The sequence below is a fragment of the Herbaspirillum rhizosphaerae genome, assembly GCF_001189965.1.
GTDB classification, from domain to species: domain Bacteria; phylum Pseudomonadota; class Gammaproteobacteria; order Burkholderiales; family Burkholderiaceae_D; genus Herbaspirillum; species Herbaspirillum rhizosphaerae.
The window spans coordinates 218,070-235,994 of the sequence record NZ_LFLU01000004.1; the positions used below are offsets into that span (position 1 = coordinate 218,070).

The window sequence follows — 17,925 nt, forward strand, 5'->3', positions numbered from 1 at the left end:
GGGCAGACTGGCGGCAACGATAGAGTGCCCGAACGGATGGGCATAAACAGGCAGCGCAAGCATAGGCAAAAACCAGCAGCGACTTTATGTCCAAGACACCTCTTCCGCTCCATCGCATTCAAAAGCCCCCCATGACGCCGCAACGCCTGCGTCGCCTGATGCTGATCGGGTCGCTCGTGCTGCTGGCAATATGCTGGACGGTGCTAGCCATGCTCAAGCCCGCGACGCAAGGCAAGATCGTCGTCACCGCCGGCGCACCGGGAGGCATCTACTACAACTACGCCGAGCGCTATGCGCAAATCCTCAAGCGCGACGGCATCACGCTCAATATCCGGCCGTCTTCCGGTTCGGTGGAAAACTTCCAGCGCCTGCGCGAAGAAGACAACGAATTCCAGGTCGGCTTCATCCAGTCCGGCACCGGCAACAGCGAGCAGGCGCCCGGCATCCAGACCATCGCCGCCATCTCTTACGAACCGATCTGGGTGTTCTATCAGGGCTCGGCGACTTATGACCGCCTGTCGCAACTGCGCGGCAAACGCATCTCGCTGGGCCTGCCCGGCAGCGGCCTGCGCATCGTCGCCAACGATCTGCTGACGGAAAACGGCATCACTACCAACAATTCCACGCTGGTGGAATTGAACGGCACCACCGCCTACGAACAACTGCTCAACAACAAGATCGACGCCGCTTTTTTCATCGGCCGCGCCGACAGCGAACTGATCCATACCCTGCTCAACAGCGGCATCAAGCTGATGAGCTTTTCGCAAGCCGACGCGATGGTGCAAAAATTTCCGTCGCTGTCGAAGATCACCTATCCGCGCGGCGCCACCAGCCTGATCAATGACAACCCCTCGCGCGACGTCACGCTGCTGGCCGCCACCGCCATGCTGGTGTCCAAGGAAAGCCTGCATCCGGCGCTGGCCTATCTGCTGCTGGACGCCGCCAACGTGATCCACAACGCGCCGGATTTTTTCACGCCGCGCAATTACTTCCCGAACCAGAATATCGAAGACTTCACCATCTCCGACGAGACGCGCCGTTATTTCAAATCCGGCCGCCCTTTCCTGCAGCGTTACCTGCCGTTCTGGCTGGCCAATTTCATCGAGCGCCGCTTCACCATCCTGCTGCCGTTCATTGCGGTGCTGTTCGGTCTGATTCAGGCGGTGCCGCGCATCTATGAAGCCAGCATGAAAAAACGGCTGGTGGTGTGGTACAAGGAAATCCATTTGCTGGAAGAAGAGATCTGGAACACCAAATCGCCGTCGGAAGAGAAACTGGCGGAATGGCATCAGGAGATCGAAGAGATCGACGCCAACGCCAACCAGATCGATATTCCTCAACGCTATTACGGCGACGTCTACGCGCTCAAGCAAGCCATACGCGTGGTCCGCGACCGCATCAGTGAAGCCGCGCATCAACGCGAAATAACAACAACATCTCTGTCACCGCAATGAACTTCAAACGCTTCACCAACAGTCTCGTCACCCGCCTCGTGCTGTTCGGCACCCTGGTCATCTTCGCCAGCGGCATCGCGCGCTATTACGTGCTGACCAACTTCCTGCACGAAGATCTCACCGAAGTCGCCGCCGAACAGCAAAGCACCATCGCCAGCTACCTGGCGCAAGACATCAACCACCGCATCATGGAGCGCCGCCACTATCTGGAGCAACTGGCCGCTTCGCTGCCGCCGGAACTGATCACCCAACCGGAAAAACTGGCCGGCTGGCTGCGCGAGCGGCAAGACTTGCAGCCGCTGTTTTCGCAAGGATTGTTCGTCGCCAACACGGACGGCGTCATCCTCTGCGACTACCCCGCCGCGGCCGGACGCTCCGGCTTGTCGATCAGCGGCTTTCCCGACTTTCATCTGGCCAAGGGCGGCAAGTTCATCATCGGCGAGCCGCTGCTGAGTCCGGCATCGCAGCAAGCCATCATCCCCATGCTGGCGCCGCTGAGGGACCACAGCGGCAAGCTTGTCGGCATCCTGGGCGGCACCACCGGGCTGACCGCCGCCGGCTTCCTCGACCATCTGCAGCAGGCCCGTCTGGGCAAGTCCGGCAGCTTCATCCTGGTGTCTCCGGCCAAGCGCCTCATCATCGCGGCGAATGATCCGGGCACGGTACTCAAGCCGTTGCCGCAAGTCGGCGTTGACCCGATCCTCGACAAAGCCGTGGCCGGTTACCGCGGCACCGGCATCGGCAGCAATGGCACGGTCGAAGAAATCAAGGCCATCGCGCCCGTGCCGAGCACCGGCTGGTTCGTCGCCGTGCGTCTGCCGGTCTCTGCCGCCCTGCCGACTGTCGAACATGTGCAGGCCTTCATCTTGCGCGGCGGGCTGGCGCAGGCGCTGGTGATTTTTCTGCTGATCATCCTGGTCGTCGTCTGGTTCTTTCAACCACTGCGGCGCGCGGCGGACCAGGCCGAACGCATGACGCGCGGCGACTTGCCGCTGACGCCGTTGCCGGTGGCGCGCGCCGATGAAGTGGGCCATCTGACCATGGCCTTCAATCGCCTGCTGTCCCGGCTCAAAGTCCATCAGGCCGAACTCCAGCACCAGGCGCACCACGACATCCTCACCGGGTTGCCCAATCGCGTCATGCTGGCCGATCGCATGCAGCAAGCCATTGCGCACGCCAATCGCGATCGCACCGGCGTGGCCTTGCTGTTTTTGGATCTGGACGGTTTCAAACCGATCAACGACACGCTGGGCCACAAGGCCGGCGACCAGGTGCTGCAGGAAATCACGCAACGGCTGTTGCGCGTGGCGCGCCACAGCGACACGCTGGCACGCGTCGGCGGCGACGAGTTCGTACTGCTGGCAACCGACCTAGGCAGCCCGCTTGACCATGGCGCCCGCGCCCTCGCCGAAAAATGCATCAACGTCGTCGCCGAACCGCTGAAGCTGCCCCAGGGCGACTATCAATTGGGCGTCTCGATCGGCATCGCCGTCTGCGACAACGACTGCGATCCCGACATGCTGCTGCAAGCCGCCGACAAGGCCATGTACGACGCCAAGAACCAGGGACGCGGCTGCTACGTGATCGCTCCGGGCAACGCTTGCGTCTGAGCCGCCGGGGAAAACGCCATGAATAAAGCTGTCATACACAGTATCGAAGACGATTCCGGCATGCATTGCGTCGACATTGCGCAGCATGCCGACGATGTATTCACGTTCAAGGTCTTCCGCAAGGATCCGGAAGATGAAGGAAAATGGACGCTGGTAAGCGACTATTCAAAGACGGCTTACGAAAGCGAGCAAGACGCCCTGCAAGCCGTCTGCGACAAACTGCCGTGGGTGAAAGAACAGCTGTCGAGACACACCAATAGCCGATAGCAAACTGCCCCGGCATATCGCAATGACATGCAGGGGCAGCGTAAAAAATGCGGTATTACAATGCCGTCATCAGAAATCAACCGACATCGTTGTGACGAAAGTGCGAGGCGTGCTCAGCACCAGATAGCCAGAGTTCGATGCGCCGCCGGCGGATTCCCAGTAGTTCTTGTTGGTCAGGTTTTCTACGGAACCGCGGAAAGTCACGACACGGCCCGCAATCTGCGCGGTGTAGCGCGCGCCGAGATCGTAGCGCACCCATGACGGCACTTGCTGCTTGTTGGCGGCGTCCAGATATTGCGTCGATGTGTAAGTCGTGCGGCCGTTGATGGCCAGGCCCTTCACCCCGGGAATATCCCACTCCGCACCGACGTTGGCTTGCGTCTTCGGAACGCCGATGGCGTAGTTGCCGTTATTGGCGCTGACGGAAGTCTGTTCCTGCTTGGCGCGCAACAATGTCAGACCGGCCAGCAGGCGAACACTCTTGAGCGGTTCGCCGACTGCGGTGAATTCGACGCCGCGATTGCGCTGCTCGCCGTTGGTGCTTTCAATATTGCTTGCGGTGTCCTTGTAGGCCAGCGGTTTCGTTGTTGTAAAGAAGGCCACGCCCAATGCCACCTTGCCCGCATCATATTTGGCGCCGATTTCCTTTTGCCTGGACTTGTAAGGCGACAGAATCTGTCCGAAGTTGGCGGCGGTGGTGTCGGTGATCTGCTTGCCCTGCTGCAGGCCCTCGATGTAATTGGCGTACAGCGACAGATTCTTGAGCGGCTTCACGACCAGACCGGCTACCGGCGTCACGGCGCTTTGGTTGTAGCTCGTTGTCGACAGCCTGGTGACATAGGAATAAGAATTGGCCTTCAGGTTCTGATTGCGCGCACCCAGCGTCACCGAAATCATGTCGTCGTAAAAGGACATCGTGTCGGCGATCGCCACACTCCACAATTGCGTCTTGCTGGTGGTTTGCGGGCTGGACAGATTGCCGCCGGTGGTCGAGGTCAATACCGGTATCGCGCTATAAGTCGGCGAATAGATGTTGGTGCTCAGACCTCCGGTGGTGCTGGTGGCAAAGGCGTTGCGGGAATCCTGCCAGTAACTCGACGCCGTCGAACTGATCGTATGGGCGACAGGACCGGTGTTGAATTTGGTGCGCAGGCCGATTTCGCCGGTACGCACAGTATCTTCGCGGGCATTATCGAAACGGCGCGCGGTGGCCGCGCCGTTCATGTTGGCGACGGTCGGGCCGGACAGCGAATTGTTTTCCGTGCCGTAACGCGTGCCCAGCGCCGCCCACGCCATGGTCTTGTCGTTCAGATCCCATTCGCCGCGCACGGTGCCGAACTTGTCGCGCTCATTCGAGAACACCCACGGCTGGCCGAAATTGGTGGAACCGCTCGGCGCCGTCGGCACGGAGGTGAATGTGGTCGGAACCGAAACGCTCGGGCGTGGGTTCGTCAGGTTGTTTTCCTGATAGCCCATGTCTGCGGACAGACGGAAACTGTTGCCGCGATAGTCGAGACCGATCGTCATCAGATTGACTTCGCGGTTTTCGCCGTTGACCGCGGTGCCGCCTTCGCGGCGCACACCGTTGATACGGATCCCGATCCGGTCGTCCGGACCGAAACGGCGGGCGATATCCGCCGCCACATAGGTCTGGCCGCCGGTTTCGTAACCGGTGGTGAATTGCGTGACCGGTTCCGAACCGGCACGCTTGGGCAACAGGTTGATGGTGCCGCCGAGGCCGCCGTCGCCGGGAGCAGCGCCGTTCAGGAAGGCGCTGGCGCCCAGGAAAACTTCGACGCGCTCGATCATCTCGGCAGCCACATACTGGCGCGGCAGGATGCCGTATAGACCGTTATAGGACAGGTCATCCGAATTGGCGATGAAGCCGCGGATCATGTACGACTCCTGATAGTTGCCGAAGCCGCGCGTAACGCGCACCGCCGGGTCGTTCTTGAGCACATCGCCGACGCCGCGAGCCTGCTGATCCTTGATCAGCTCTTGCGTGTAGATGGTGCTTTTGAAGGGCGTGTCCAGAAAGTCCTGGGTTCCCAGAAATCCGACCCGCCCGCCACGGGCGACCTGGCCGCCGGCATACGCTTCCGACAGACCTGCCGCTGAAGCATCGGCAGAAGCGTTCACCGTCACCGAAGGCAAGCTCCCCTCCGCTTTGGCCGGCTCGGCTGCGGTGGCCGTCTGTGCCGATGCAAATTGGGGAAGCGATGCAGGAACGATGAAAGCTAACGCCATGGCCATAGCCATGGGGGAAAGACGTGGGTACATAAAATCCTTTGAGAAGCCTCTGGAACCGGTTGTCTCGCGATGGGCGAAGAGCGGCCGAGGACGGGAATTGGCAAGTTTTCATGAATTATAAGTGATAACAATTACCATTTGCATTCTCAATTATTAAATTCTACGCGTTATGTTGCATGACTCATACACCAGAAGGCGACAGGACTTGCGATCAATGTGCCGGTATTAATTTGCGCAAAAAAGAAGGAAATGGCGCAGTTGAAGTTCGCGTTGTCTGCCAACGCGACACCTGCCGGCATGCATCGAAATATCGCCATATCTCTGTCATCCGGCCGCGCCTGAAAATGATGCAGAGCAATCGCACGCCCCTCCTGAAGTGCACTGAGATGGGACGAAAAAATGCATGGCCACAGCTTAAAAAGGTGCAGGCATGATTTCTATTTTCCCAGTATTGACAAGGGTTTCCGGGCAATCTGACTTATACTTTTGACGGCAGAGTTCGATATCCTATCCGTGCACGTCGGTACGAACGCGTCCTGCTGCATACGCTGCACACGCAATACAAGTCCAACACATTTAATTGGGAGAAAAAATGAAATTTGCGAAATTCCTGGCGCGCTGTTCTGTTACTACGCTGATGTTCGCTGCATTCGCTGCATCCGACGCCAACGCCGATGCGTTGGCAGACATCGCCAAATCCGGCACCCTTCGTATCGCCGTCCCCCAGGATTTCCAGCCTTACGGTTCCGTCAATTCCGAAATGCAGCTGCAGGGGTTGGACATTGATGTCGCCAAGCTGATTGCCAAGAGCATGGGCGTCAAAGTGGAACTGGTGCCGGTCGCCAGCGCCAATCGCATCCCTTATCTGCAAACGCACAAGGTCGACCTGGTGATCTCGACGCTGGGACGCAATGCGGAACGCGACAAGGTCCTGGATTTTTCGCAACCGTATGCGCCGTTCAACAACAGCGTGTTCGGCGCCGCCGACATCAAGGTCAGCGGCCCTGCCGACCTGGCGTCGCAGGTCGTGGGCGTGGCGCGCGGCACGTTTGAAGATATCCAGCTGACCGCTTCCGTGCCGCCCAGCGCCACCATCAAGCGCTATGAAGACAACAACACGCTGATCTCGGCCTATGTGTCCGGCCAGGTCAAGCTGATCGGCACCGGCGACTTCGTGGCGATCACCTTGGGCGAAAAAGATCCGGCGCACAAACCGGTCTTCAAGTACGTCATCCAGGAATCGCGCTGCGTGGTCGGGCTGAACAAGGGCGAACCGGCTTTGCAAGCCAAGGTCAACGACATCCTGACCAAGGCGAAGAAGTCCGGCGAACTCAATACGCTGGTCAAGAAGTGGCTCAACGTGCCGCTGCCGGACAAACTGGCCAACGCTTACGAATAAGACGCCCGTCCCTCCCTGCACTCGCAATCATGTCCGGCAATCCTCATGCGAGGATTGCCGGAGTCAACTCCATCCCCTGGCAGTCCTGCTCCGCCAGCCGCCCTCCCGTAAAGTACGCCGTTAGCTGGCGAACGCTCCCGCCGACTCCCGGTGCGCAGACGGCGAATTCGCTTCGAACTTCTTCCACACGCGCCGCAACTGGCGGCCGGAATGGAAACCCGATTTCTCCGCGACGCGCTCGATGTCCAACGGCGATTGCGCCAGCAGGTCACGCGCCAGCGCGATGCGAATGCGGTGGATGTAATCGATCAGGCTGTCGCCGGTATGCTCGCGAAACAGGCGCGTCAGATGCCGTTCGCTGGTGCAGGCGATGTCGGCCAGTTGCGCCACGCTCCAGTCTTGCGCGGGGTCCTTGATCACGGCGTTCTGTACGCGATGCACCGCCGGATGCAAATGATTGCGCGCCGTCAGCCAGGGCGACAATTGCGGATCGCTGCCGGTACGGCGCAGGTACACCACCAGCGAACGCGCCACCGATGCACTGCAGGCGTGGCCGGCGATTTGCGCGACGAGATGCAGCGCGAGATCGATGCCGGTGGTCACGCCGGCGCTGGTGCAGATGGCGCCGTCTTCGACGAAGATGCGATTTTCCAGCACATCCGCCTGCGGCGCAAAGCCGCGTAATTCGTTGATGTGGCTATGGTGAGTGGTGCATTTGCGCTTGCCCAGCAAACCCGCGTACGCCGCCAGCAAAGCGCCGGTGCAGATGCAGACCAGCCGGTGATGCGGTCGGTAGTGCTGCTGCAGCCAGCGCACTGCGGCCTGGTCGGCGGGATTGCTGAAGTCGTCGTCCTTGTCGATGCAGCCGCTCAGGACCAGCATGGCATTCTCGGGCAAGCCGTCAGGCAGAGCTTCGATGCCGGTCAGCGTCAGCCCGACCGAGGTCGCTACTTCACGATGGGCGCTGATGAAACGCAGGTCGAAGTATGGCGGGCAGCCGGATTTTTCGGCGAAACGGTTGGCGTAGCGCAATACCTCGGCCGGACCGATCAGGTCAAGCGTGAGCGCCGATTCCCGCAGCAAGAAATAAACCGGGATGGTGGCGCCCCGTGTCGTTGCCTGTTCCATGTTTCCCTCTGCTGGTGAGACGTGAGGAAACCATGGTAACGCATGCACACCTCCCTGACCATGCCTGCCGGGGACATGGACCGGACAAATTCCGCCACGCGATAAAGCCGAGTTTTCTGTGAATCAGGAATACAGCGTCGGCTCCGGCAACAGATGTTCCAGCGCATAACGGCCGACGTCGCGCAGCTTGTAGTCGATGGGATCATGCAAAGTATGGGTGCGCGCATTGCGCCAGAAGCGATCCAGCCCCAGGGTCGCCTTGGTGGCGCGCGCGCCGCAGACGTCGAATACGTCTTGCCCTACCGCCAACGCCGTGCGATGCGCCAGCACCTTGGCCTCGGCAACCGCCAGCGCCGCCCTGCCGCGCTGCTCGGCGACCAGTGCCGGACCGATGCGCCAGACCTTGTCCAGCTCGGCGCCGGCTTCATCCGCCAGCGCGCGCGCGGCGCGAATCTGCAAATGCATCTCGGCGTAGCGATGGATCACGTAGGGGTCGTCGGCGGCGCGCTGCACACCGGCGGCAAACCACGGCCGCCCCTGATTGAGCGTGTAATCGCGCGCCTGCTCGAATGCGCCTTCGGCCATGCCGAGGTAAAGATTGACCAGAATCAGTTGCGCCACCACGCCGCGCAGCGAGAGAAAAGGCGTTGATACGCCGTCGGGCCGGAACAGCACCTCGCTCCACTCCAGACGCACCTGCTCGTAACTGACTGACGTGCTGTCGGTCTGGCGCTGGCCGATGGGATCCCAGTCGTCATGGATGGTGATGCCTTCGCGTGCCGTCGGCAGCACGGCGATGAGGATCTTGCCGCTGGGCTGATGCAAGGCAGTAGTGAGCAGGCGATGCGAACCGAGCGTGCCGGAGCAGAATCCCTTGATGCCTTGCAAGATCAAGCCGCCGTCCTGTTCAGTAGCGATCAGGCGCGGATCGGCGGGATTGGCGGAATTGCCCCACCAGTGATTCAGGGCGACCGTTTCGCGCAGATAGAGCGCCCGCTGTTCATCGGAACCGTAAGACAGCACACCCGACAATTGCAAGGTCTGGAACGCCAGCAGATGCGCCATCGCGCTGTCGACGCGGGCAATGCGGCGCACGATGGCGAGCGTATCGCTCCACGATGCGCCGATGCCGCCGTATTCTTGCGGCACGACCAGCAGCAGCAAGCCGTTCTGGCGCAGCAATTCCTTTTGTTCCGCCGCATGGCCGCCGGCCCTGTCGCGCTCGGCGGCGGTGCGCGCCAGTTCTTGTTCGATGGCCGGCAAGGCGGCGTGGATGGTGTCCAGGGTCCAACGGGTCATGGCGAAGCTTTCGGCGAATTTCAGTGAGCGGAAGTGTCGAGGCTGGGCGTCAAATACGAAACAAATTTTTTCGCATATCGATATGCGCCGGACGGTCGCCGGCGGCAAACCGGTCAAGCTGCATCAGGCTGCATCAACGCACCGGCAGGAATTGCAGGAAAGAGCCGCCCAGCAGGTTTTGTACGTAGCTGATGCCGGCGCGACGGTATTTTTCGGTAACGAATTCCGCCAGCAGATCCAGGCGGCCGACGATCTTGCCGAATTCGCGCTCAAAGCTGAGATTGCGCTCTGTCGCGCTGATTTCGTCGGACAGCAGCAAAGGCTGGCCGGCGGTGTTGCGGCGATTGGCGAGCATCCAGACCGCGATTTCGATATTGCGCGCGGCGTTGTAGAGATATTGGGCGTCGAGGCCGTCGATGAGGAAGAACTCGATCTTGCCGCCATGGGCCGTGATGATCATGTCGGCGGTGGCGTAGATGAATGCGGCGACGCGGTCCGCCTTGAAGTCGGGCGACAAGGCCAGCGACATGGCGGCGATGTCGTGCTTGCCTTGCAGGTCGGCCCAGGTCTGGCGTTTTTCGACGGCTTCGCGCACGCGTTTGAGGACTTCCTCGCGGCTGGCGCCGGATTTTTTCCACTCGGCCGGATTGCGGCGGTAGAGCTTGTCCATCAGCAGATAGAGGCTCTCCAGATTGCCGCGCATGGCCAGCGTCGCCATGCGGTTGGTGTCGGACTGCCCCATTTCGCGCGAGCTGGCGGAAGCGCCTTTGACTTCGCCGTGGTTGGTGGGCGCCGACGAACAGGCGGCTAGCATGGCCGCCAATACAACGATAGACAACATGGACGAGCGAACGGCGGCGGTTGGTCTCATTTTTTGCATTCCGCTATGACTATCAGATACGGAAAGGAGTTCGACCGCGATTATCTCCGTGGCGATCGGTACTCCAGAAATCAACATCCCCCGGCATTCTGACCGGAGCATGCCCGCCAGCATATAACGACATACCGAGAATGCGCTGACTTTTTTGCAAACCCGCCGGCGCCCCCTCAAACGGACGTAAAAAAAGAGAGGCCGCAGCCTCTCTTCCTTGAGTCAATCAAGCTGCCTGATCAGGCCTGCGCCGGCAACTGCATCCCGGTCAGATAACCGACCGTGGCGCCGAAGCGGTCTTTGTAGTTGGCGCGTACCAGCGGATCCAATGTGTCCTTGACCTTGTCGTGCAGCGGCTTTTCCCAGTCGCCGGCATGCTGGAAGTTGCTCATGACATAGGTCCAGCCGTTGATTTCATCGACCGCATGCAAGCCGGTCGATTCGGCGCCTGCCGGGCAGGACAGGACGCGCGAGAGCTGCTTGCTGTCGACGTTGTAGGCCCACAGGAAGTTGTTGACGTGCATGCCGCTGTCTTCGCCGATGAAGAGCGTACGCAGCTTTTCGGAGAACTTGATGTTGTCCGGATTGGCGATCTTGTCGGCATGCGCCAGATTGCCCAGCGCGTCGGGCTGCTTCAAGTCTTCTCCGACCAGAGCCGGCGGCGGCGCCATGTCGACCGGCACCCAGGCGCTGTCGATGGTGCTGCCGGACAGATCGTTCTGGCCGCCCTTCATGTTCAGCGCATACACCGCACCGGCCTTCGGGCCTTGCACCTTGATGCCGCCGGAGCCGTCGAGCATCGAGGTCTGCACGTAGGACATGGCCGAGTAAGCGATCTTGTCTTTGGCGTTGACGGTGGTGCCTTCCATCTTGGTGAAACCGAGGCTGCCACCCTTGAGCGCCGCGTAGCGGTGGGTTTCGAGGAAGGCGGCGGCCTGCTCCATGCCTGGCTTGAGCTTGATCCAGTTGGTTTTGCCGTTGAACGGGATCTTGGCGTAGGTGGCATCCTGCGGGTCACTGGTCTTGACGTCCATGATGTCGGCAACCTTGAGCTTGTCGGCCAGCGCCTTGATCTCCGCGCTGGTGGCGTGACCCAGCTTGACCCATCTGAGCGTGCCGGCGCCGGGGCCGACGCCGGAAGTCTGGGTCCATTTTGCAACGTAGAGCGTGCCTGCCGACAGATCGGCCTCGCGATCAGCGATGAACATGAACAAACCGCCGTTGGTCGCATCGTCACCCATCAGCACGGTGCGGCGATCCGGCATGACCTGCACCAGCTCATGCGAAATGCGGCCGAGGCAGAAATGCTTGACCACGCTGCCGCTACCGTCGGCGTGGACGGTGATTTCCGGCAGATGGCCATAGTGGTAAGGATTGGCCTTGGCGGCATCGCCGAACAGGTTCTTGCTGAAGGCCTGGAACTGCACGTTGCTCGCGATGGCGGCGGCGTCCGGTTCGTACTCTTCGCTCGACAGATGGGTATTCCACGGCGACAGGCTGGCGCCGCAGGTGATCCACAGGCCGTTGACCGAGGAAGTGTCGACGTTGTGGTATTTGACGAGCGACAATTTGCCGGTCTGGGGATCCTGGTCCAGCGTCAGCACCGCGATCGGAGACGGCAACTGCCCGTACATGGCAGCCTGCTTCTGATCGCGCGTGGTGTATTCGAACTGCACCACGGCAAACACGGCATTGCCCTTGACGCCGGCTACTTGCGCGCCCTTCATCGTCAACAGCGACGAGCCGTCGGGGCAGTCGGAGAAAAAGTGACGCTCCTTGCCCGGCACCGAGCGATCGATGATCGGTTGATTGTTGATGTCGTAGTAGCCGCCGGCCAGCATCTTGCCGCCCTTACCGTCCGGCACCATGTCGCCGGTCATGAAAAACGGCTGATAGGCCAGTTGATAGCTTTGTTTCGCGCCATTGCCGAACACCACGTCCAGGCTCGACTGCACGGTCGTGGCGGCCATGGCCGCCGGATTCGCCAGCGAAGGCGCCGGCATGCTGCTGAAGGCGGCCGAGGCGAAGCCGCTGCGATTGGAGGCGGTCGCGCAGCCTGCCAGCAGGCCGGAGGCGGTCATGGTCAACGGCAACAGCGGTGCGCTGGCGAAGACTTTGAGCAAATCGCGACGTTTTGGCTGGATTTCAGAGGCGGTTTTGGCGAGTTTCATGGCGATTTTTCCTTTTGGATAACGAGCTGACAATTCAAGCTGACAATTACCTGACGGCAATCGCGTGATGCTAATCGCCGAAAATGACCTCTTTGTGACACTGAAAATACCCTCTCCGGTCTTGTATAATGCGAGGTTTGGTTTGCAAAAGACATAATCATGGAAGCAGAACGCCTCAATTCCCTCCAATCCCTGCTGGACGACCTCGCGGTGCGTGCAGCTGAATTACGGAGGTATCTTTGACTTCGATGTGAAGTCGGAGAAACTCGACCAGGTCAACGGCGAATTGGAAGATCCGGAAGTCTGGAACGATCCCAAGCGCGCGCAAGATCTCGGCAAAGAAAAGAAATCGCTGGAAAACATCGTCCATACGCTGATCAAGATCGACGGCGACCTGGGCGACACGCGCGACCTGTTCGCCATGGCGCGCGAGGAAAAAGACGAAGACACGCTGATCGCCATCGAAGCCGATGCGGACACCATCAAGGGTCTGGTCGAAGGCATGGAATTCCGCCGCATGTTCAGCAACCCGATGGATCCGAACAACTGCTTCATCGACATCCAGGCCGGCGCCGGCGGCACCGAAGCGCAGGACTGGGCGTCCATGCTGCTGCGCCAGTATCTGCGCTACTGCGAACGCAAGGGCTTCAAGGCCGAAATCCTGGAACAGTCCGACGGTGAAGTGGCCGGCATCAAGACCGCCACGATCAAGGTCGAGGGCGAATACGCCTATGGCTTCCTGCGCACCGAAACCGGCGTGCACCGCCTCGTGCGCAAATCGCCGTTCGACTCCGCCAACGGCCGCCATACATCGTTCTCGAGCTTGTTCGTGTACCCGGAGGTGGATGAATCCTTCGAGATCGACATCAATCCGGCCGACGTACGCGTGGACACCTACCGCGCGTCCGGCGCCGGCGGCCAGCACATCAACAAAACCGACTCCGCGGTGCGCCTGACGCACGGCCCGAGCGGCATCGTCGTGCAATGCCAGAATGACCGCAGCCAGCACCGCAACCGCGCCGAGGCGTGGGACATGTTGCGCGCCAAGCTGTTCGAACTGGAACTGCGCAAGCGCATGAGCGAGCAGCAAAAACTGGAAGACTCCAAGACCGACGTCGGCTGGGGCCACCAGATCCGTTCCTACGTGCTGGACCAGTCGCGCATCAAGGACTTGCGCACCAACTTTGAAATGGGCAACACCAAGGCAGTGCTGGACGGCGAGCTGGATGGCTTTATCGCCGCTTCGCTGAAACAAGGCGTCTGATCCTCGCAGCATCCGGCGTCCCTACGTGGCGCCGGCTCTTCAGCGCCTTTAGCTCCCACGCTTACTAACGAATTCTCGACACCATGACCACACAAAACGACAACGCCGCTCAGCCAGCGCAACAACAGCCGCCAGTAGATGAAAACACCATCATCGCCGAGCGCCGTTCCAAGCTGAATGCGATCCGCGAGCAAGGCGTCGCCTTCCCCAACGATTTCCGCCCGGAACACAAGGCGGCCGAACTGCACGCGCAGTACGGCGAGCTGGATAACGAAGCGCTGGAAGCCAATCCGGTCCAGGTCTCCATCGCCGGCCGCATGATGTTGAAGCGCGTGATGGGCAAGGCCTCGTTCGCCACACTGCAGGACTCGTCCGGCCCGCGCGCCGACGGCCGCATGCAGCTCTACATCACCAACGACGTCACCGGTCCGGAAGCGCACGGCGCCTTCAAGCATTACGACCTGGGCGACATCCTCGGCGCCGAAGGCACGCTGTTCAAGACCAAGACCGGCGAGCTGTCGGTCAAGGTGACCAGCCTGCGCCTGATCACCAAGTCGCTGCGTCCGCTGCCGGACAAGTTCCACGGCCTGTCGGACCAGGAAACCAAGTACCGTCAGCGCTACGTCGACCTGATCATGAGCGAAGACACGCGTCGCACTTTCAAGGCGCGTACCGCCGCGATGTCGTCGATCCGCCGCTTCATGGAAAAGAACGACTTCATGGAAGTCGAAACGCCGATGCTGCACACCATCCCCGGCGGCGCCGCGGCCAAGCCTTTCATCACACATCACAATGCGCTGGACATGCAGATGTTCCTGCGTATCGCGCCCGAGCTGTACCTGAAGCGCCTGGTGGTCGGCGGCTTCAACCGCGTGTTCGAAGTCAATCGCAACTTCCGCAACGAAGGCGTTTCGCCGCGTCACAATCCTGAATTCACGATGATGGAATTCTATGCGGCCTACGTCGATTACCAATGGCTGATGACGTTCACCGAACAGGTGATTCGCCAGGCGGCGATCGATGCGCACGGCACGGCCACGCTGACCTATCAGGGTCGCGAGCTGGATCTGGCCAAGCCGTTCCAGCGCCTGACCATCACCGGCGCGATCAAGAAGTATGCGCCGGAATACACCGATGAACAATTGAACGACATCGACTTCCTGCGCAGCGCGCTGAAGAAGTTCGGCGTCAAGACTGATCAAGCGCCATTGGCGAAAGCCGGCATCGGCGCACTGCAACTGGCGTTGTTCGAAGAAACCGCCGAGTCGCAGTTGTGGGAACCGACTTACATCATCGACTACCCGGTCGAAGTGTCGCCGCTGGCGCGCGCATCCGACACGGTTGCCGGCATCACGGAGCGTTTCGAGTTGTTCATCACCGGTCGCGAAATCGCCAACGGTTTCTCCGAGCTGAACGACGCCGAAGACCAGGCAGCGCGCTTCCAGGCGCAAGTCGCCGCCAAGGATGCCGGCGATGAAGAAGCCATGTATTACGACGCCGATTACATCCGCGCGCTCGAATATGGCATGCCGCCGGCCGGCGGCTGCGGCATCGGCATCGACCGCCTGATGATGCTGATCACCGACTCGCCGAACATCCGCGACGTAATCCTGTTCCCTCATCTGCGTCGCGAAGACTGAACCTTAAAAAGGAACGCCCGGAAAACAACTGTTCCCTTGGCGTTCCGGCAAGAAATCAACAGCCCAGACCTGCAGCCCGTAAGCGCACCTCTCGTGCTCCTACGGGCTGTTTCCGTTTGTCTTACAAACGCCTTACAAGTTTTTACAACTGACACACTATCCGCATTTTTTCACTGAACTTTGTCGTCCATAATCGCCTCACATCAACACCACAACACAAATATAAAGAGGCCCATCATGGAAGTCGTCAAAACCCCCAGCCGCATTCATCCCTTAGTCGCCACTGCAGCAGTGGCAGTCACTTTGGTCAGCCTGGTTGGCGTCGCCGCCATTACCGGCCTGCTGCCGACATCGAGCAGCAACAATGCGCCCCAGCAAGCCATGTCGGATACGACGGCGCCGCAGTCGCAACAGGCCATGCAGCAAGCACAAAATAATATGCAAGCTGCACCGCAAGTTGCACCGAAACCAAACTATGCCGCGCAACCGCAACAAAGCAGCGGCTACGGCACGCCGGCGCCAGTGGTGCGCTGCTCCAGCTGCGGTGAAGTTCAGGCGGTGCGCGCAATCCAGCACACGCCTAAGGCCAGCGGCGTCGGCATCGTTGCCGGTGCAGTGCTAGGCGGCGTTCTGGGCAATCAGATCGGTAATGGCAACGGCCGCACTCTGGCAACAGTTGCCGGTGCCGGCGCAGGCGGTTACGCAGGCAACGAAGTTGAAAAGCGTACCCGCACCACAACTACCTACGTCGTTGACGTGCGCATGGAAAACGGCAGCATCCGCTCCTTCCCGCAATCCAACGAAGGCTGGCGCGTCGGCGATCAGGTCCGCGTCGTGAATGGTCACCTGACCGGCCGCGGTTAATCATCTTCCCGGGCGTCAACGCAGCACAATAGCAACACGCATCAAAGCCGTGCTCACCTTGTTGGTGACACGGCTTTTGTATTTTCCAGGCATTGTTTTCACTGAAAAATACTCAGCATTACATCGAAATATTTCTAGTCATCCGCATTGTTTTTGCACTCCACATAAGGCAGGCCTTCTCCGCCTTGAACATTTCCTATGAGCACCATAAGATCAATTGACGATGCCGTCGATAAATGGTCTTTGAAATGCGCGATCAGACTCTTTCCCGCCTCACTCCTCTTCGCCTTCGGTTTCTTGCGTGGATACTGCTCATCTGCATACTCCCTCCCTTTGCCGGCGCAAGCGAAACCATCAAGAGAATCCAGGACAAGCGCACCGTGGTCGTGGCTTTCATGGGCGTGGTCGATAACCTGTCGCCCTTCGTGCTCATCGAACCGGATGGCGAAGTCAGCGGCTATTCCATCGACATTTGCCTGAAGATCGTACAAGGCATCAGGCAGGAGATGAAGCTCCCCACTCTCAAGGTTCAGTTTTTCCCCGTCAACATGGACACTCGTTTCAGCGCGCTGCTCAACAATCGTGCCGATCTCGAATGCAGCGTCAGCACCAATAACGCCGAGCGGCGCAAGAAATTCTCGTTCACCATTCCGCATTTCTTTACGAGCGTACGCATGCTGGTACGAATGAATTCCGGCATCAAGGATTGGAGCGACCTGCGCAACAAGCGCATCGTCACGACCAAAAGTACCGGAATAACCGACATCGTCACCAAACGCAGCAACATTGTTGCACTCAACCTGAGCATCACCGAACTGGACTCCGACCAGGAATGCGTCAGAATGCTCGAACAAGGTCTTGCCGATGCCTTCATCATGGATGAGATTTTGCTGTACGGCGCGCGCGCGAGCGCCAACAATCCGGACAAGCTCGTCATTACAGGCGTATCGCTGTCCGTCGAACCCTACGCCATCATGTTTCGAAAAGACGATCCCGAATTCAAGAAAATGGTCGACCGGCAAATGGCCAAACTCGTCGCCAGCGGAGAAATCGTCAGGCTCTATAACCGCTGGTTCATGCAACCCATCGGGCCCGATCGCAGATCGCTGAACATGCCGATGAATTACATGCTGCGCGACTCGCTACGCTACCCGACAGACAAGATCACCAATTGAATTGCGTTGACCGCAAATCGGCGGCCAAATCAGGGCCTTGAATGAAAAACAAAAAGAAGAAAAAGAGTCGAATCGCAGGACGCGTCGAGTTTGAATTAAAACCGGAAACTATTTAGAAGAAGTGGCCTGCCCTAAGGGAATCGAACCCCTAACCTATGGCTTAGAAGGCCATTGCTCTATCCGGTTGAGCTAAGGGCAGATCAAGAGGAGCCAAGTAAAAAATACGCTACTTGAAATCGTCTTCGGAAATGAAAACGGGCTGTCTTTCGACAGCCCGTTTATGTGTGGTCGGAGTACAAGGATTCGAACCTTGGACCCCCTGGTCCCAAACCAGGTGCGCTACCGGGCTGCGCTACACTCCGAGAAGCGAGATAATATCCCGATAGGGGTATTCGGTCAACACCTTCTTCACATTTTTCTTCAAATATTTTACTTTTTTCTCTGCCTACGCCCCTCACGTGTTTGTCCGTCAGACATCTCCGACATTCTCCATCGTGCGCAATCTCAATCTCCGTCTGCGTTTGAATGCTGAA

The 17,925-nt window shown here is 59.5% G+C and carries 14 protein-coding genes and 2 tRNA genes; 9 read left to right on the plus strand and 7 right to left on the minus strand.

The genetic code is table 11. The features are described 5' to 3' along the window. Window positions 1–86: 86 nt before the first annotated feature. From AKL25_RS08285 to AKL25_RS08295, 3 genes are read left to right on the plus strand one after another with little or no spacing between them, the layout of a single operon-like run. Window positions 87–1,454 (plus strand): TAXI family TRAP transporter solute-binding subunit, encoded by a 1,368-nt coding sequence (locus AKL25_RS08285; protein ID WP_050477169.1) that lies wholly within the window; start codon window positions 87–89, stop codon window positions 1,452–1,454. Next, window positions 1,451–3,064, plus strand: a complete 1,614-nt coding sequence (locus AKL25_RS08290; protein ID WP_050477170.1) for a diguanylate cyclase domain-containing protein — start codon at window positions 1,451–1,453, stop codon at window positions 3,062–3,064. Before AKL25_RS08285 ends, AKL25_RS08290 begins: the two co-directional genes overlap by 4 nt. An 18-nt stretch (window positions 3,065–3,082) precedes the next feature. Beyond that, the gene (locus AKL25_RS08295; protein WP_050477171.1) at window positions 3,083–3,331 is read left to right on the plus strand and encodes a hypothetical protein; all 249 of its coding nucleotides are present in this window, start codon (window positions 3,083–3,085) and stop codon (window positions 3,329–3,331) included. Window positions 3,332–3,400: 69 nt separating this feature from the next. Here AKL25_RS08295 and AKL25_RS08300 read toward each other — a convergent pair whose 3' ends face one another. After that, window positions 3,401–5,578 (minus strand): TonB-dependent receptor, encoded by a 2,178-nt coding sequence (locus tag AKL25_RS08300; RefSeq protein ID WP_240475684.1) that lies wholly within the window; start codon window positions 5,576–5,578, stop codon window positions 3,401–3,403. A 179-nt stretch (window positions 5,579–5,757) separates the two neighbouring features. Between AKL25_RS08300 and AKL25_RS24145 the strand changes: the two genes are divergently transcribed. Together AKL25_RS24145 and AKL25_RS08305 are read left to right on the plus strand one after the other, a co-directional pair. Beyond that, window positions 5,758–6,015 carry a hypothetical protein gene (locus AKL25_RS24145; protein WP_157050543.1) on the plus strand — a complete coding sequence of 86 codons (258 nt, stop codon included), beginning with the start codon at window positions 5,758–5,760 and terminating at the stop codon, window positions 6,013–6,015. Window positions 6,016–6,173: 158 nt separating this feature from the next. After that, a complete protein-coding gene (locus AKL25_RS08305; RefSeq protein ID WP_050477173.1) occupies window positions 6,174–6,980 on the plus strand; it encodes a transporter substrate-binding domain-containing protein in 807 nt (268 codons plus the stop codon). Between the two features lie 120 nt (window positions 6,981–7,100). Here AKL25_RS08305 and AKL25_RS08310 read toward each other — a convergent pair whose 3' ends face one another. The 4 genes from AKL25_RS08310 to AKL25_RS08325 all read right to left on the minus strand — a co-directional run bounded on the left by AKL25_RS08310 (window position 7,101) and on the right by AKL25_RS08325 (window position 12,449). Then, window positions 7,101–8,108 carry a GlxA family transcriptional regulator gene (locus AKL25_RS08310; protein WP_050477174.1) on the minus strand — a complete coding sequence of 336 codons (1,008 nt, stop codon included), beginning with the start codon at window positions 8,106–8,108 and terminating at the stop codon, window positions 7,101–7,103. A 123-nt stretch (window positions 8,109–8,231) separates the two neighbouring features. Further along, window positions 8,232–9,407: an acyl-CoA dehydrogenase family protein gene (locus AKL25_RS08315; protein WP_050477175.1), complete on the minus strand. Its 1,176-nt coding sequence runs from the start codon at window positions 9,405–9,407 to the stop codon at window positions 8,232–8,234. A 133-nt stretch (window positions 9,408–9,540) separates the two neighbouring features. Next, on the minus strand, window positions 9,541–10,278 hold the full coding sequence (locus AKL25_RS08320; protein WP_050477176.1) for a hypothetical protein: 738 nt from the start codon (window positions 10,276–10,278) through the stop codon (window positions 9,541–9,543). 239 nt (window positions 10,279–10,517) lie between these two features. Continuing rightward, on the minus strand, window positions 10,518–12,449 hold the full coding sequence (locus tag AKL25_RS08325) for a PhoX family protein (protein WP_050477177.1): 1,932 nt from the start codon (window positions 12,447–12,449) through the stop codon (window positions 10,518–10,520). Between the two features lie 159 nt (window positions 12,450–12,608). Here AKL25_RS08325 and prfB point away from each other — a divergent pair. The 4 genes from prfB to AKL25_RS08345 all read left to right on the plus strand — a co-directional run bounded on the left by prfB (window position 12,609) and on the right by AKL25_RS08345 (window position 17,392). Beyond that, a protein-coding gene (prfB, locus tag AKL25_RS08330) for a peptide chain release factor 2 (protein ID WP_157050545.1) occupies window positions 12,609–13,713 on the plus strand; the annotation gives its coding sequence in 2 pieces (ribosomal slippage) (window positions 12,609–12,689 and window positions 12,691–13,713; 1,104 coding nt in all). Window positions 13,714–13,796: 83 nt separating this feature from the next. Further along, window positions 13,797–15,353 (plus strand): lysine--tRNA ligase, encoded by a 1,557-nt coding sequence (lysS, locus tag AKL25_RS08335; protein ID WP_050477178.1) that lies wholly within the window; start codon window positions 13,797–13,799, stop codon window positions 15,351–15,353. A gap of 237 nt (window positions 15,354–15,590) precedes the next feature. Further along, a complete protein-coding gene (locus tag AKL25_RS08340) occupies window positions 15,591–16,217 on the plus strand; it encodes an outer membrane lipoprotein (protein WP_050477179.1) in 627 nt (208 codons plus the stop codon). Between the two features lie 380 nt (window positions 16,218–16,597). Continuing rightward, complete coding sequence (locus AKL25_RS08345; RefSeq protein ID WP_240475686.1) at window positions 16,598–17,392, plus strand: amino acid ABC transporter substrate-binding protein; 795 nt, start codon at window positions 16,598–16,600, stop codon at window positions 17,390–17,392. A 122-nt stretch (window positions 17,393–17,514) separates the two neighbouring features. Here the strand turns inward: AKL25_RS08345 and AKL25_RS08350 are convergent. Beyond that, a tRNA-Arg gene (locus tag AKL25_RS08350) sits at window positions 17,515–17,591 on the minus strand. A gap of 86 nt (window positions 17,592–17,677) precedes the next feature. Next, window positions 17,678–17,754 (minus strand) — tRNA-Pro (locus AKL25_RS08355). Window positions 17,755–17,925: the final 171 nt, after the last annotated feature.

Bases quoted from the DNA above. Each gene is read 5' to 3' on its own strand.
- AKL25_RS08285 (WP_050477169.1), top strand. From the start codon at position 87: ATGTCCAAGACACCTCTTCCGCTCCATCGCATTCAAAAGCCCCCCATG.
- AKL25_RS08290 (WP_050477170.1), top strand. From the start codon at position 1,451: ATGAACTTCAAACGCTTCACCAACAGTCTCGTCACCCGCCTCGTGCTG.
- AKL25_RS08295 (WP_050477171.1), top strand. From the start codon at position 3,083: ATGAATAAAGCTGTCATACACAGTATCGAAGACGATTCCGGCATGCAT.
- AKL25_RS08300 (WP_240475684.1), bottom strand. From the start codon at position 5,578: ATGGCGTTAGCTTTCATCGTTCCTGCATCGCTTCCCCAATTTGCATCG.
- AKL25_RS24145 (WP_157050543.1), top strand. From the start codon at position 5,758: ATGACTCATACACCAGAAGGCGACAGGACTTGCGATCAATGTGCCGGT.
- AKL25_RS08305 (WP_050477173.1), top strand. From the start codon at position 6,174: ATGAAATTTGCGAAATTCCTGGCGCGCTGTTCTGTTACTACGCTGATG.
- AKL25_RS08310 (WP_050477174.1), bottom strand. From the start codon at position 8,108: ATGGAACAGGCAACGACACGGGGCGCCACCATCCCGGTTTATTTCTTG.
- AKL25_RS08315 (WP_050477175.1), bottom strand. From the start codon at position 9,407: ATGACCCGTTGGACCCTGGACACCATCCACGCCGCCTTGCCGGCCATC.
- AKL25_RS08320 (WP_050477176.1), bottom strand. From the start codon at position 10,278: ATGAGACCAACCGCCGCCGTTCGCTCGTCCATGTTGTCTATCGTTGTA.
- AKL25_RS08325 (WP_050477177.1), bottom strand. From the start codon at position 12,449: ATGAAACTCGCCAAAACCGCCTCTGAAATCCAGCCAAAACGTCGCGAT.
- lysS (WP_050477178.1), top strand. From the start codon at position 13,797: ATGACCACACAAAACGACAACGCCGCTCAGCCAGCGCAACAACAGCCG.
- AKL25_RS08340 (WP_050477179.1), top strand. From the start codon at position 15,591: ATGGAAGTCGTCAAAACCCCCAGCCGCATTCATCCCTTAGTCGCCACT.